The organism is Salinigranum rubrum, assembly GCF_002906575.1.
Lineage (GTDB): Archaea > Halobacteriota > Halobacteria > Halobacteriales > Haloferacaceae > Salinigranum > Salinigranum rubrum.
In genome coordinates this window covers 3,592,730-3,607,086 of sequence record NZ_CP026309.1, presented here as the reverse complement: position 1 = coordinate 3,607,086, position 14,357 = coordinate 3,592,730, and the positions used below count along the sequence as shown (strand labels likewise).

The 14,357-nt window shown below is 69.3% G+C and carries 15 protein-coding genes, 1 tRNA gene and 3 pseudogenes; 13 read left to right on the top strand and 6 right to left on the bottom strand.

Annotated elements, in window-relative coordinates; all coding sequences use genetic code 11:
* Positions 1-75: 75 nt before the first annotated feature.
* The 3 genes and pseudogenes from C2R22_RS17690 (at position 76) to C2R22_RS17680 (ending at position 3,652) form a co-directional block, all read left to right on the top strand.
* Positions 76-1,601 (top strand): annotated as a pseudogene (locus tag C2R22_RS17690) (heme-binding protein).
* A 99-nt stretch (positions 1,602-1,700) separates the two neighbouring features.
* On the top strand, positions 1,701-1,991 hold the full coding sequence (locus C2R22_RS17685) for a PAS domain S-box protein (RefSeq protein WP_103426933.1): 291 nt from the start codon (positions 1,701-1,703) through the stop codon (positions 1,989-1,991).
* On the top strand, positions 1,988-3,652 hold the full coding sequence (locus C2R22_RS17680; RefSeq protein WP_103426932.1) for a GAF domain-containing sensor histidine kinase: 1,665 nt from the start codon (positions 1,988-1,990) through the stop codon (positions 3,650-3,652). The genes C2R22_RS17685 and C2R22_RS17680 overlap by 4 nt, the downstream gene beginning before the upstream one ends.
* A gap of 3 nt (positions 3,653-3,655) precedes the next feature.
* On the opposite strand, the gene C2R22_RS17675 is transcribed toward C2R22_RS17680, so the two are convergent.
* From C2R22_RS17675 to C2R22_RS17660, 4 genes are all read right to left on the bottom strand, one after another.
* Positions 3,656-3,874 (bottom strand): hypothetical protein, encoded by a 219-nt coding sequence (locus tag C2R22_RS17675; RefSeq protein ID WP_103426931.1) that lies wholly within the window; start codon positions 3,872-3,874, stop codon positions 3,656-3,658.
* A gap of 2 nt (positions 3,875-3,876) precedes the next feature.
* The gene (locus C2R22_RS17670; protein WP_103426930.1) at positions 3,877-4,929 is read right to left on the bottom strand and encodes an aldo/keto reductase; all 1,053 of its coding nucleotides are present in this window, start codon (positions 4,927-4,929) and stop codon (positions 3,877-3,879) included.
* Positions 4,930-4,954: 25 nt separating this feature from the next.
* The gene (locus tag C2R22_RS17665; protein ID WP_103426929.1) at positions 4,955-5,317 is read right to left on the bottom strand and encodes a hypothetical protein; all 363 of its coding nucleotides are present in this window, start codon (positions 5,315-5,317) and stop codon (positions 4,955-4,957) included.
* A gap of 76 nt (positions 5,318-5,393) precedes the next feature.
* A complete protein-coding gene (locus C2R22_RS17660) occupies positions 5,394-5,633 on the bottom strand; it encodes a hypothetical protein (protein ID WP_103426928.1) in 240 nt (79 codons plus the stop codon).
* 74 nt (positions 5,634-5,707) lie between these two features.
* Here C2R22_RS17660 and C2R22_RS17655 point away from each other — a divergent pair.
* Positions 5,708-7,591 (top strand): annotated as a pseudogene (locus tag C2R22_RS17655) (sucrose-6-phosphate hydrolase); the annotation flags it as partial.
* Positions 7,567-7,905, top strand: coding sequence for a GH32 C-terminal domain-containing protein (locus C2R22_RS26515; RefSeq protein WP_245903036.1), 339 nt, complete (start codon positions 7,567-7,569; stop codon positions 7,903-7,905). The pseudogene C2R22_RS17655 and the gene C2R22_RS26515, both read left to right, overlap by 25 nt.
* A 29-nt stretch (positions 7,906-7,934) precedes the next feature.
* Here C2R22_RS26515 and C2R22_RS17650 read toward each other — a convergent pair whose 3' ends face one another.
* On the bottom strand, positions 7,935-8,315 hold the full coding sequence (locus C2R22_RS17650; RefSeq protein ID WP_103426927.1) for a hypothetical protein: 381 nt from the start codon (positions 8,313-8,315) through the stop codon (positions 7,935-7,937).
* 50 nt (positions 8,316-8,365) lie between these two features.
* Entirely contained in the window at positions 8,366-9,685 is a 1,320-nt protein-coding gene (locus tag C2R22_RS17645; RefSeq protein ID WP_103426926.1) for a glycoside hydrolase family 68 protein, read from the bottom strand.
* A gap of 141 nt (positions 9,686-9,826) precedes the next feature.
* Between C2R22_RS17645 and C2R22_RS17640 the strand changes: the two are divergent.
* From C2R22_RS17640 to C2R22_RS17605, 8 genes and pseudogenes are all read left to right on the top strand, one after another.
* Positions 9,827-10,755, top strand: a pseudogene (locus tag C2R22_RS17640) (acyltransferase).
* A 231-nt stretch (positions 10,756-10,986) separates the two neighbouring features.
* Positions 10,987-11,397, top strand: coding sequence for a DUF7577 domain-containing protein (locus C2R22_RS17635; protein ID WP_103426925.1), 411 nt, complete (start codon positions 10,987-10,989; stop codon positions 11,395-11,397).
* On the top strand, positions 11,367-12,122 hold the full coding sequence (locus tag C2R22_RS17630) for an Nmad3 family putative nucleotide modification protein (RefSeq protein ID WP_245902807.1): 756 nt from the start codon (positions 11,367-11,369) through the stop codon (positions 12,120-12,122). The genes C2R22_RS17635 and C2R22_RS17630 overlap by 31 nt, the downstream gene beginning before the upstream one ends.
* Before the next feature lie 76 nt (positions 12,123-12,198).
* On the top strand, positions 12,199-12,870 hold the full coding sequence (locus C2R22_RS17625; protein ID WP_103426923.1) for a hypothetical protein: 672 nt from the start codon (positions 12,199-12,201) through the stop codon (positions 12,868-12,870).
* A gap of 116 nt (positions 12,871-12,986) precedes the next feature.
* Positions 12,987-13,436: a hypothetical protein gene (locus tag C2R22_RS17620; protein WP_103426922.1), complete on the top strand. Its 450-nt coding sequence runs from the start codon at positions 12,987-12,989 to the stop codon at positions 13,434-13,436.
* Between the two features lie 63 nt (positions 13,437-13,499).
* Positions 13,500-13,850, top strand: coding sequence for a hypothetical protein (locus C2R22_RS17615; RefSeq protein WP_103426921.1), 351 nt, complete (start codon positions 13,500-13,502; stop codon positions 13,848-13,850).
* Complete coding sequence (locus C2R22_RS17610; RefSeq protein ID WP_103426920.1) at positions 13,847-14,062, top strand: hypothetical protein; 216 nt, start codon at positions 13,847-13,849, stop codon at positions 14,060-14,062. Before C2R22_RS17615 ends, C2R22_RS17610 begins: the two co-directional genes overlap by 4 nt.
* Positions 14,063-14,113: 51 nt before the next feature.
* Positions 14,114-14,197: transfer RNA gene (locus tag C2R22_RS17605), tRNA-Ser, on the top strand.
* The last annotated feature ends 160 nt before the right edge of the window (positions 14,198-14,357 follow it).

Here is a 14,357-nt window from a genome sequence, read left to right as displayed (position 1 = left end):
CGCCCCGCTTCGGTCGCCGGTCGTGTGGTGGAGGAACACGCAAACCCCATACCGCTGCCTTTCTAACCCCCACCCATGCCAGAAGCACCACCGACTGACGAGGGCTGGTTCGTGCTCCACGACTTCAGAACCGTCGACTGGGACGCCTGGCGCGACGCGCCGGAGCGAGAACGGCGTCGCGCCGTCGAGGAGGGCGTCGCCTATCTCTCCGCCCACGAGGCCGTCGAGGACGCCGACGAGGGAGCGAGCGCCGTCTTCAGCGTCCTCGGGCACAAGGCGGACCTGCTCGTCATGCATCTCCGCCCTTCCCTCGACCACCTCTCGCGCGCCGAGCGCCAGTTCGAAACGACGGCGCTCGCCGGTTTCACCGACCAGGCGACGTCGTACGTCTCGGTCACCGAGGTGTCGGGCTACGTCTCGGACGACTACTTCACCGGGACGAGGAGGACATCGACGAGGGTCTCAGGCGGTACATCGAGGGGAAGATGACGCCCGACCTCCCCGACGACGAGTACGTCTCCTTCTACCCGATGTCGAAGCGCCGCGAGGGCGAGGACAACTGGTACATGCTCCCGTTCGACGAACGCCGCGAGATGATGTCGACCCACGGCGACACCGGCCGGGAGTACGCCGGGCGGATCAAACAGATCATCTCCTCCTCGGTGGGCTTCGACGACTACGAGTGGGGCGTCACCCTCTTCGGCGCGGACCCGACGGACATCAAGGACATCGTCTACGAGATGCGCTTCGACGAGGTGTCGGCCAGATACGGCGAGTTCGGCCGGTTCTACGTCGGCCGGCGGTTCCCGCCGAGCGACCTCGGCGCGTACCTCGCGGGCGAGTCCGTGCCGACGGGTGGGGCCGACGAGGGTCACCCCCACGCTCACGCGGCCGCGGGCGACCACCCACACGGCTCCGACCACGCCCACGGCGGGTCCGGCGACCACCCGCACGGCTCCGACCACGCCCACGGCGGCGAGGGCGGTGGACACGACCACGGGGGTGAGAGCGACGACGACGCGGACATCCGCGGCGAACTCGACGACCTGAACATCTACGCCGGCAAGCCCCACGGCGAGGACGTCTACGCGACCGTCCTCTACTCCGAGGCCGACCCCGACGAACTGTTCGAGGAGGTCGACGGTCTCCGGAAGAACTTCGACCACTACGGCACGCACGTCAAGACCGCCGTCTACGAGGCCGAGACGGTCGACAGGACGGCCGTGGTGAGCATCTGGGAGACCGGTTCCGCCGCCGAAACTGCTGCGGGTTTCCTCTCGGAACTCCCCGACATCGTCTCCCGCGCGGGCGAGGAGAGCGGCTTCGGGACGATGGGGATGTTCTACACGGTGAAGCCCGAGTACCGCGAGGAGTTCGTCGAGAAGTTCGACGTCGTCGGTGGCCTGCTCGGCGAGATGGAGGGCCACCACGAGACGGCGCTGATGGTCAACCGCGAGGACGAGAACGACATGTTCATCTCCAGCCAGTGGCGCTCGCAGGAGGACGCGATGGGCTTCTTCCGCTCCGACGACTTCCGCGAGACGGTCCAGTGGGGCCGGGACGTGCTCGCCGACCGCCCGCGGCACGTGTTCCTCGCCTGAGGCGCTCCGCCTGACACGCCGTCCGAACGCGTTTCGACCGTCTCTCTCGCACCGACTCCCGACGCCGGTTTCTTATTCGTTCCACCCGAGACCACGACAATGGCGGACTACCGTGCGCTCGCCGAGCAGGACCCCGTGGGGCGATGTGTCGTCCGCGACGCCGCCGTCGTCTACGTCAACGCGCGGTTCGCCGCACTCACCGGGTTCGACGCCGACGACCTCGTCGGACGCGACCCGCGCGACGTGTTCGTGGTCGACGGGGACGAACCTGGGGAAGACGACGACGCGGACGGCCACGAGGGCGGTGGAGACGCGGACGACGGCGACGACGTCCGTCCGTTCCTCGCCGGTCAGCGTCTCCCCCCGACACGGAACTCGACCAGCGGGTGACGATTCGCAGACGGAATCGGCCGCCGCTCGAAGCGACGGTTCGGGTCACGCGCATCGAGTACGACGGCGCACCGGCGACGCTGGCAGTCGTCGTCCCGTCCGCGTCGGCTCGAACCGACGCCGGGTCGGTGCTCGAACGGGCGACGGCCGACCTCGTCCGCGCGACGGACCGCCACGACGTGTGTTCCGTCGCCGTCGCGGCGGCGTCGGAGATACTCGGCTTCGAGGCCGTCGCCGCCTACGCGCTCGACGACTCCGGCACGCTCTCGACCGTGGCGTCGACCACGTCGGGGGCGACGCTTCCGGCCGAACTCCCGACCGAGGGTGCCGTCTGGCTGGCGTTCCTCTCCGGCGACAGCCGCGTCGTCCCCGGCGAGGAGTGTGGGCTGGAGTCCGACGCCGACCTGCTCGTCGTTCCGCTCGGCGACGCCGAACTCCTCGTCGCCGCCGCTGTGCCCGACCGCCGACTCGACACGGCAGCCGAACTGGTCGACCTCCTGGCGACGAACGTGGGGGCGGCGCTCGGCCGCGTCCGTCGCGAACGGCGGCTCGAACGCCTCCACGAGGCGACCCGCGGCCTCATGGTCGCCGAGACGGAGTCGGAGATCGCCGAGGTCGCCATCGACACCGCTCAGGACGTGCTGCAGCACGACCTCTGTGGGCTCCATCTCTACGACGCCGACCGCGACGTGCTCCTCCCTGTCGCCGCGAGCGAGCGGACGCGGGAGTTCGTCGGCACCGACGGGGAGCTACCGACGTTAGAACGCGGCGACAGCCTCGCGTTCGACGCGTTCGAGACCGGGGAGACGCGCGTGTACGACCGCGTCAACGAGGTGGACGGGGTGATGGATCCCACGACGGAGATCCGGAGCGAACTCCTCGTCCCGCTCGGCGACCGCGGCGTCTTCCTCGCGGGGTCGGTCCTCCCCGGACACTTCGACGAGACCGACGTCTCACTGGCGAAGGTGCTCTGTGCGAACGTGGAGGCGGCGCTCGAACGCGCCGAGCGGGAGACGGCCTTCAGAGAGCAGCGGGCGGAACTCGAAGAGCGGAACGGCCGCCTCGACGAGTTCGCGTCCGTCGTGAGCCACGACCTCCGCAACCCGCTGAACGTCGCACAGGGGCGCCTCGAACTCGCCCGCGAGGAGTGCGAGAGCGAGCATCTCGACGCCGTCGCTCAGAGTCACGACCGGATGGCGGAACTCATCGACGACCTGCTCACCCTCGCCCGGCAGGGCCGCGGCCTCGACGACACCGAACGCGTCGCCCTGACCGAACTCGCCCTGACGTGCCGCCAGGCGTTCGAGGCGGTTGAACTCGCCGTCGTCGACGACCTGACCGTCGAGGCCGACCGGAGTCGCCTGCGCGAACTCGTCGAGAACCTCCTTCGCAACGCGGTCGAACACGCCGGCCCCGACCCGACCGTCCGACTCGGCGCGCTCGGCGCTCCCGACGACCCGGTCGGCTTCTACGTCGAGGACGACGGGCCCGGGATTCCCGAAGACGACCGCGAGCAGGTGTTCGAACACGGCTACTCGACCGACGCCGACGGGACCGGCTTCGGACTCGCCATCGTGCGCGCCGTCGCCGACGCGCACGGCTGGGACGTCGAGGTGACGGAAGGAAGCGACGGCGGTGCGCGGTTCGAAATTCTGTTCTGACCGCTACTCTAACTCGATCTGGTCGACGAGTTCGTCCAGCGGGACTGCCTCGTCGTCACCGCCCGACAGGACGTAGACGAGGACGGCGACGACTCCGGTCAGGAGCGTCGCGGCGACCCACTTCCCGACCGGTCGGTCCCGTTTTCGCGCGTCGGCGGCGACGAGCGCCGCGAGGACGGCGTGGACGGCGAGCGTGACCTTCAGGAGCGTCGTCTTCGACACGGTCAGTCACCCGCCGCCTGCTTGTCGACGCCTTCGAGGTCCGCGCCACCCACGGAGGAGCGGAGCGAGTCCATCCCGTCGAAACGGTCGACGCCGAAGTTGTTCCGGTAGAGCTGCTCGACGCGGTCGAACTCCTCGTCGGACAGCGGCGGCGTCTCTGGCGCCCGCGACCACGCCGTGACGTCCTCCTTCGTGCGGAACGTCGGCGTGACGGCGGCCACCTCGTCGTGTGCGAGGAGCCACTGGATCGACGCCTGTGCCATCGTTCGTTCCCCCTCTCGTTCGAGGAACCGCAGCGATTCGAGCTTCTCCCACCCCGTCTCGTACCACTCGCTCGGACGGTGCGCGCGGTGGTCGCCCTTCCCCAACTCCGTGTCGGGCGTCACCTGCTCGTTCAAGAGCCCAGACGAGTGGGGGACGCGCGCCACGACGGAGGTGTCGGCGTCGCTCGCGCGGATGGTCTCGATGAAGTGCCGTCCGGGCGTCTGCTCGAAGACGTTGAACACGGTCTGGACCGCGTCGAAGTCGAGTTCGACCGCCCTGTCGCCCTCGGCGAGCCAGCCGATGGAGGGGCCGAGCGCCCACCCGAGCGCCTCCACTTTCCCCTCTTCCTGGAGGGTTTCGAGCGTCTCCATCACGTCGGGCGTCACCTCGTCGACGTTCGCGTTGTGCAGCTGGAGGAAGTCGACGTGGTCGGTGCCGAGTCTGTCCAGCGAGCGGTCGACCGCCGTCCGAATCCACTCGGGCGTCACCTTCTTCGGGAGTTCGCCGTGGCCGGCCTGCGGGTTGTTGTAGAAGTCGTAGCCGATTTTCGTCGCGAGCGTCACCTCGTCGCGGCGGCCCTCGATGGCCTGCCCGACGAGTCGCTCCGAGTCGCCGTGGCCGTACACGTCGCCGGTGTCGATGTAGGTGACGCCGCAGTCGAGGGCGTGGTGGACCAACTCGACCGCCTGCTCTTCTGTACGATCACCCCACCAGTCCGTGCCGACGACCCACGCGCCGAAACCGACCTCGCTCACCTCGACGCCGGAGTCACCGAGTTCGCGGTGCTTCATGTCCTCCCGTCGGGCTTGCGGCGACTTATACTGACTGCTGTCTCCCAGCGTGTGGGTTCGGTCGCCGTATCCATCTCCTCTCGCGCGTTCGCCTCCAGTCCCGTGCCCACGACACCGCACACTCCCTCCCCGGCACCGCCAGTCGCTCGCGCGCGGCCTCCGGGGGACAGTCGAGCGCGACCCCGTACCACTCGCTCGTCGGGGCGAGCAGTCGCGCGTACCGCTCCTCGCCGTACGCGTCGTGCGGGTCGTCGCCGTACGCGACCCCCGTTCCGGGCGATGACGCGGAGTTCGTCGAGGAGCGCCAGCACCGAGCGGCGGTCGCCCTCCCACGAATCGTCCTGTCGCGTCCGCCCGTTCTCTGTCGTGCCCGTCCGTCCTCCGTCATCGTCCGACGGTTCAGTCGCCGCGCACGTGAACTCGACACCGACCCCCTCTCCCGGTCGGCTCAGCCGGCCGGTCGGTCACTCCAGCCGCGTCCCGTCCCGCGGGCAGTAGTCGTACTCCTCGGCTTCCGTCCGAAAGCCGCAGGCGGGACACGTCCGCACCGACTCCTCGCTCCCGCCGCGCCCTCGAAACAGGAACGGCACGAACGGCACGAAGAGGAAAAAGGCGAGCGTGTCGAACTGCCACCAGAGGACGACGCTCACGAGCAGGCTGACGACGAGTCCGGCGAGCGCCGTGAGGGTTCGCGAACTGACCACGTCGAAGCTCGGGAACCGACGCAGAAAAACGGCGCGAAGCAAGCGTTTTTCCATCCGCCCGACCGAGACGGGCTATGGATCTGTCCGGGCTCCGCGTGGCGACCCTCTCGCTCGGGGAGCACACGCCGGAGCAGGAGGCGGCGTACGACTCCATCGGGGGGGCCGCCGTCGACCATCTCGATCTGACGGCCGTCGCCGCCGGCGACGCACGACTCGCCGACTACGACGTCTGCTGGTGGCACCGTGACCGTCCGCTCGATTGGGTCGACGACGGCGGGGCGACGCTCGCTGGCTGTGCCGACCCGGTCGACGACGCCCTCCGGGAGGGCTGTGGCCTCCTCCTGACGCTGCACGCGCTCTCGGCCGTCTCCGAACTCGGCATCGACTCCGTCCCCCCCGACGCGACGGGCCACGAGAGCGCCCCGGCGCAGACGGGCTACCTCGCGAAGACGGTCCACCGCGACCACCCCGCATTCGAGACGTTCGACGGCCTCCGCGTCCACACTCGCGCGGCGGACGCCGACACCGCCTTCGCCCGCTACGAGCGCGTCCTCCCCGAACGGGGGACCGTCCTCGCGGCCGAGGTACGGGGAGAGGACCTCCTCGTCGACCGGAAGCCGCTCGTCGAGTGGCAGGTCGGCCCCGGTCGAGTCGTCGGCGCCGGCGTCGGCTTCTCGTTCGCGAACGCCCGCGACTTCGAGTGCGCCGCCGCCCAGGAGCGACTCGTCGGGAACCTCCTCGTCGCCCTCGGCACCCGCCGATGCCCCGACTTCACCGACCGTCCGACGACGACCGAGGGGTTCGAGCGGCTCCGGGACGCGCTCGCGGACGACCACCACCGCCCCCGGTATCACTTCGCCCCGCCCGCCAACTGGCTGAACGACCCCAACGGCCTCGTCCACCACGACGGCGTCTACCACCTGTTCTACCAGTACAACCCCGGCGGTCCCTCTCACGGTACTATCCACTGGGGCCACGCCACGAGCGAGGACCTCGTCCACTGGGAGGACGAGCCAGTGGCGCTGTCGCCCGACCCCGACGGCCCCGACCGCGACGGCTGCTGGTCGGGGTGTGCCGTCGACGACGACGGGACGCCAACGCTCCTCTACACCGGCGGGCGAGACCGAAGACAGCTCCCGTGTCTGGCGACGGCCGCGAGCGACGACCTCGGCGAGTGGGTAAAACACGCCGAGAACCCCGTCATCGAGACGGTCCCCGACGACCTCCCGATTCTCGGCACGGAGCACTGGGAGGCGGAGTTCCGCGACCACTGCGTCTGGCGCGAGGGTGAGACGTGGTACCACCTCATCGGCTCCGGGGTGGCCGACGTCGGCGGAACCGCGCTCCTCTACAGGGGAGAGACGCTCGACGAGTGGGAGTACGTCGGCCCCCTCCTCACCGGGGACTGGGAGGGTGCGGGCCCGGTGTGGGAGTGCCCCGAACTGCTTGACTTCGGCTCCACGCAACTCCTGCACGTCTCGAACTACGCCGAGGTCCGCTACTTCCTCGGCGAGGCGGACCTCTCGACGCCGGGGTTCGAAGTCGAGGCACAGGGCCGCCTCGACTACGGCGACTTCTACGCGCCCCAGACCATGACCGACGCGACGGGTCGGCGGCTCATGTGGGCGTGGGTGCCCGAGGCGCGCGGGGTCGAACCGCAGTGGGAGGCCGGCTGGTCGGGGCTCATGACGCTCCCGCGCGTCGTCGACCTCGACGAAAACGGCCGCCTCCGGCAGCGTCCCGCCCCCGAACTCGAATCGCTCCGTGGCGAGCGGCTATCCGACGGATACGAACTCGCTCCCGAGGAGCGGACGACGCTCTCCCTCTCGGGCAACGCGTACGAACTCGACCTCTCCGTCGAGCGGGACCCGGGCGCGACGTTCGAACTCGTCCTGTTCGAGTCGCCGGCGCGCACCGAACGCACCGTCGTCCGGTGGGAGGGCGACGAACTCGTCGTCGACCGCTCGCGGAGCAGCCACGGTCACGCCGCCGAAGCGGGCGAACAGCGACTCCCGCTCGGCCCGGTCGAGACGGACGGCGCACCCATCGACGAACACGCTCACGTCACCGACGGCGGTCGGGGGGAAACAACGACCTCTCGCTGCGGGTGTTCGTCGACGGCTCCGTCGTCGAACTGTTCGCGAACGGGTCGCGGTGTCTCACCTCGCGCGTGTACCCCTCCCGGAAGGACGCCGAGGGGGTCTCGTTCGTCGCCCGCGACGGGGTCGTCTCCGTCTCCGTCGACGCGTGGAAACTCGCTTCCGCCGTCTGATCGGCTGACCGCGTCGGCCGTTCGAGTGCTCACCCGAAGAGGAAGACGAGCGCGGCAGTCGTGGCGGCCGCGACGACGACGGCGACGGCGGTTATCTTCGCCGCCTGGAGTTGGTCCTCGCGCCGGTCGGTCGCGTCCGTGACGCTCCCCGCGCTCCCGCCGGAGCCGGTGAAGTCGTAGCGGCTGAGCAGCGCCAGCCGCACGCAGAAGCCGGTGTACGCCTGAATCACCCACTCGAAGCCGAAGCTGAGCGGGACGAAGACGCCGACGAGGAGCGCGGATGGAACGACGCCGAACAGATGCGCGACCACGTACGCCGCCGCGGCACCGAACGCGACAGCACCGCGGCGGAGCCGTCGTCGCCGCTGTCGTCGACCGATGTTGCAGTATCCGGGCTGGTAGCCGGTCACACCGGGGCTAGTCGACGCGCTCGCTTGAGGGTTATCTTCCCCCGACGGGGTCAGTACCCGTCTCCGCCGCCATCGTCCCGCTCCGCTCGCAGGCGGGCGATTCGTTCGTCTTCGGTCTCGGGCAGGTCCTCCTCTTCGGTCGGCAGGTGGCCGTGGTCGAGTGCCCCGCGAATCCACGTCTCCCTCCCGTCGACGCCGAGTCTGAGCGTCGGCGCCAGCGTCCCGCCGAAGCGCCTGAACTGCTCCGACTCGGGGAGGTACGCGACGTCGTCGAGCGTGGGCCGGTCGTAGTCGTAGTAGTTGAGAAAGGAGGTGACGAGGACTTCGTCTCTGTGGCCGTAGGCGAGCCACGAGTACGCCTGAAACGGGGCGTTGCTTGGATTGGTGGCGACGAGGCCCGACCCGTTCAGCGGTTCGTATCGCTCGAATAGGGAGTCGGCGGCGAAGCCGTACAGCGCGTCGTACCCCTCTATCCCCGGTGCGAACGTGTGCCTGTGGCTGGCGACGAACAGGTAGTACGTCCCCTCGCGGTAGACGACGTGCGGCCGTTCGAGTTCCTGGTTGACACAGACCGCGTCGACGAGCGGCGGCAGGAGTTCGCACTCGGTCGGGTCGGTTTTCGAGGTTCGGGCGATGCCGACCGAGCCGTTGAACTCCTGTCGCGCGGCGTCGCCGCCGCACGCGTCCGAGCCCTCGGGGACGGGCGTGTTCGCCTCGAAGAGGACGTACGCCTCCCCCGTCTCGGGGTCCTCGAAGTACCACGGGTCGCGGAACGTGTATATCATCCCCCGGGACTGCTCCTGGCGCTCGTACCACTCCCCGTCCGGATGGGCCAGCGACTCGTGGTGCCACGGCCCCTCGAAGCGAACGCCGTCCTCGGCGTCCGTCTCGATCGATCCGCCGTGGGCGACGGCGAGGTGCTGGGTGTACGAGAGCGCGCCCTCCGCGCGGACTCCCGCCGCCGTGTAGTACAGCCTGACGTCGCCGGTCTCGGGGTCGTAGACGGCTGAGCCGGCCCACTGCCGGGAGCCGAGGGGGTCGGCGTCGTCGAAGACCTCCCCGCCGGGCGTCCAGTGCCGTCCATCGGCGGAGTAGTAGAAGCGGTGGGTCGCGACGTCGTGGCGTTTCCCCGGGAGGAGGTCGTTCGACGCCGTCAGCGCGACGATGACGCGGTAGCCGCCGACGTCCGCGACCGCACCCTCCGGCGTCCGAAGCAGCCAGGTGTCCCAGATGTGGTTGTCGGGGTCGGTCTTCGACTCCGGTGGGTAGATGACCGGAGCGGTGTTTTCGGCCGTTCGTTCGAGCCGGCGGGCGTGCTCGCGGGTCCAGGCGGACGTCCGTCCGCCCGTTCCGTCTGCGGGGTCGCTCATTGGCACACCGTCGACGTCGCGTGCAAAAATAGCCCACTACTTCGGACGGCACGGTCCCGGCTTCGGGCGGTACTTCGACGCGCTCTGACGGAGCCTTCGCACATCCAAATCCATTTTATCGCTGACGGCTAAAGGCTGTCAATGACAAAGCGCCACGTGTCTCTCCCCCCGAGGCCGAAGAGGGAGTCAACGCGTTCATCGCCGAAGTCGACCAGCGGCTCTCTTCGGACGAGGACACCTGCAGCGTCGTCCAGGACGTCCTCATCGACCTCTTCGGCGACCGTGAGGCGTACGAACGGTGGCAGTCGGGCAAGCCGGTGTCGGCCGCGACCCGCGTCCGCCTCCAGGGGTACGACCCGTGCAACGCGACGCTCGAATCGGAGTACTACGCCGAGAAGGACGAGGAGGCGTTCACGCGCTCGAAACACCTCCAGTGGCTCTGGCGGCAGTTCGACGCGACCCCGATGGCCGACAACGTGGCGTTCGCGCTCCGCTTCCGGGCGATGCTCGCCGAACACCTCTTCGAATCGGTCGGGGAGAACTGCCGCTTCTTCAAGGGCATCAGCTTCACGTACGGCCACAACATCACGGTCGGCGACAACACCGTCATCCACGACGACGTCCACCTCGACGACCGCGGGAGACTCACCATCGGCGACCGCGTCTCCATCTCCGACAGCGCCCACCTCTACAGCCACGACCACGACATCGTCGACCAGACCGCCGTGGAGAACTACCACACCGTCGTCGACGACGACGCCCGCGTGACGTACGACGCGATGGTCACCGCCGGGGCCAGAGTGGGAAAGAACAGCGTCGTCGGCGCGAAAGCCATCGTCCGCGGCGACGTCCCCGACCACCACATCGCCGTCGGCTCTCCGGCGAAGAGCGTGAAGGTGAAACCCGGCTGGGAGGACGTCGCCGAACCGCTCGAAGCCGGCGGCGAGAACCGGAAGGAAGAGCGCAAAATCGAGTACGACCTCCCCGACGACCTCGACGTCTTCGACGAGTTCGGCCGCGACGTCCGGCCGCCGTCTTCGGAGTCGACGTCGGCGCGGAACTCGCAGTAGCGCGTTCGTGTCGGCCGTGGTGCTTCTCGTATGATGATGGTATGGTGGATGGTCTCGTGTCGATCCGCGGTGTGTGGATAGCCGTCACGCGCCACCGCGCTCGTGTATCGTCTACGCTCTCGTGCCCGGACGTGCATCTCCCGCGCCCAGTTGCCACGCACGGTCCCTGTCCCGGCCGCCACACCCCTTCCGTCCGAAGAATCAAATGGCTTGACACCGTATACCACACCAATGGACGTGTGGGGATGGATCGCCGTCTACGCGGTCGGGCTGACGCTCCTCCAGTTGCTCGTCTACCGCTACCTGCTGAACAGCGGCGGGTCGCTGCGGCGGCGCGTGGGCACCCCGTTCAGTGACGGCGACGGGGACCGCGACGCCTCGTGGATGGACGGGTCGTCCAGCCCACCGGGCGACTCCGGGTCGGCGCGGTCGTCGGGTGACGACGACACGGCCGGCCGGGACGTCCCGTCGTCGCGCGGCCTCGACGCCTGGCCGAAAGAGCGCGCTCGCGTCGCACCCGAACCGCAACAGCCCCGGCCGGCCGAGACGGACGGGCGCCCGTGTCGGCACTGCGGCGCGGTGAACGAGGCGGACCCGACGTTCACCCGCTGTTGGAACTGCACGAGCGAACTGCGAGCGTGACGGCGACCGACGGTCCGCGCGCCATCGCCATCAACGTCGGCGCGAACACCAACCTCCCGGGCGTCCGCGGTCCGATCTACCCCGACGGGCGGTTCGAGTACCTCCCGATTCCCGAACGGGAACCGACGCGCGAGTCGGTCCCGACCTACGCCGACCTCGACGCTCGTCTCGGGTTCGACGTCCCCGAACGGTTCCTCGACCTCCCCGTCCACCTCGACCCGGCCTTCGCCGAGTACCCGCTCTGTTCGACCTACACCTACGGCGACGAACACGGCGTGAAAGCCGGCCCGCTGTCGAAACTCGACCCCGGCGACGTGCTGTACTTCTACGCCACGCTCGACCTCCACGGCGACCCCGAGGCGGCCGTCGACTGGGTCGTCCCCGGTTGGGGCGCGTATCTCATCGGCGAGTTTCGGGTGGAGGAGGTGGTGACCGGTGAGGCGTACGAAGGGCTCGCGGCGGACGCCCGGGAGCGATTCGCGACCAACGCTCACGTCCGACGCGACCCGTTCGACGCGAAGGTGCTGGTCGCGGGCAGCGACGAGTCGGAACTGTACGACCGCGCGGTCCCGCTGTCGGCACCCTCGGGCGGGACGGACGCGAACGACCTGGTGACCACGTTGTCGAACGACTCCGGGCGGGGGCCGTGGTGGCGGCGACGGCTGTGGTTCGACGCCGACGCGACCGTTCGCCTCGGGAGACACGTCGCGACCCACCGCTCCTGACGGCCTCTCTCTCGTGACTGTCGCGCCGCCGTGTCCGTCCGAGAACGGTTAAGCTCCCCGCGAGCGTGTCTCTCGTATGGTTCCAACGACGAGCGATGCGCCCGGTGACGGCGACCGACGGTCGTCTTCGACTCCGGACGAGGACGGGGACTCCGAGGAGGCGTTCAGCGTCGAACGCCGGACGGTACAGGGCCACGCGGCGCTCGTCGCTCGGTATCCGGACCGCCTCTCCGTCGAGTGGCGACCGACCCATCCCGTCCACTTCGGTGTCCACGTCGGCGACCGACTCAAGGACGCCGACGCCGACGTCTCGTCGCCGCGCATCGACGAGTGGGAGGTCACGGAGATAACGCCCGAACTCGTCGTCGGCGAGCACGTCCGGACCGGCGACCGCCGCGAGTTCGACCGGCGGCGCGTCGAGCAGGGGCTCATCGTCGGCAACTACGCGACGAACCTCTCCGGCTTCGAACGCGTCGTCGCCCACGCGGTCGGAAGCTGGGAGACGTACGACCCCGACGCCGAGACGGGTACGGTCTACCGCGGGAACCCCTACGTGACGGTCGTCGCCTACGGCAACAACGGGCAGACGTACGGCCTGCGGTACCGCTACACGGAGGCGGGAAACCCCGAGTCGGTGACGCTGTGGGAGGAGGACGTCTCCGTCGGGAACCTCGACGCCGACCTCCGAGCCCAACTGACCGAGGCGGTCGAGGCGGCCCTGACCGTCGAGGGGTACGCGGTCGACTAGGTCGTCTCTCGACGGCCCCGGCGGGGTCCGCCGTGCTCGTCGCACGGCCTCTCAAACTTCAAAGAAACAGAATTTGTCTGACGTAGACTTATCTCGACGGCCTCGGAGAGAGACGTATGAAGGAGCGAGTGAGCCGTCGTCGCCTGCTCGCGGGGCTGGGGACCGCGGGCGTCGCCGCGCTCGCGGGCTGTTCGACCGCCGCGGGGTCGTCCACCTCGCGGCTCGCGTACGTCCGGGTCGCGAACTGGCACGAGAGCGCCCACACCGTCCACGTCCTCGTCGAACGCGACGGCGACCTGGTCCACTGGTCGTCACACGACCTCGCCGCGCGCGACGGCGACATCACGACACAGCCGATCGAACAGACGTGGGCGGACGAGCAGGCCGAGTTCGTCGTCCGCGTCCGCGTCGACGACCAGCGACGGTGGAAGGTGTTCGATCTCGCGAACCGCGAGGGCGACTGCTACGGCGTCGAGGCCCGCGTGAACGAACAGGGCACCGTCGGCGTCTGGTACGAACAGTCCCCCAGACAGTGTCGCACCTCGACGCCGCAGGCCGCCGAGTGACGCCCACACCGGGACCGATAGTTTCCTGTGTTCGTCCGGAGTAGTTGGGAGAAGAGTCCGACGATGACCCGACGGCGACCGACCCGGGTGAGTGACGGTGGCACCGACATCGATGCCGACGACCGGTCGCTCGACGAACTCGTCGCGGCGCTCGCGTCGACGCTCCGGGAAACGGAGGAACTCCCCGTGGCTCCGGCAGCGAGCGTCTGGCTCGGGGAGGCGCACGCGGTCGCCGAGGACCTCGCGGGCGGAGACGTCGACGAGCGCGTGATACACGAGCGGGTCGGTCACGTCCACCGCCTGTTGACCAGCGCCGGTGACCTCGACAACGACGCGGCCGCGGGCCACGTCGACGACGCCGTGGCGCTCGCGACGCTCATCCTCGACCGGACCGACGACGAGGCGGGGCCGTGAGCGGTGGCCCGGCGACCGGTGCCGGTCTCGCCGTCGGGGCGCTCCTCACGGTGGTCGGGCTGGTCGCTGTCGTCGTCGGACTGGTCGCCGCGAGCCTCACGCTCGGTGCCGGCGAGTTCGCCGGAGTCGGTCCCGGCGTCGCTCTCGCCGCCGTCCTCTTCGGACTCACGATGCTCGCCGTGGGCGGGACGCTGCTGTTCGGCCTCGGCTGAGGGGTGGAGAACCGACAACCATTAGACGCCACCTCGATAACCCCCGACCAGGGTGGGATGGCGGAGTGGACTAACGCGCCTGCCTTGAAAGCAGGTGGCCCTACGGCCTCCTGGGTTCAAATCCCAGTCCCACCGCGTTCTGAAGCGAGCTACGAGGTGCGGAGTTTCATCTCCGCACCTCCTGCGAGCGTCTGTCGAGGAAACGGCTGGATTTGAACCCTACGAGTCGCGCGCAGCGAACGAAGTGAGCGAGCACGTCTCGGTCCGGTTCAAATCCCAGTCCCACCGCGTTTTC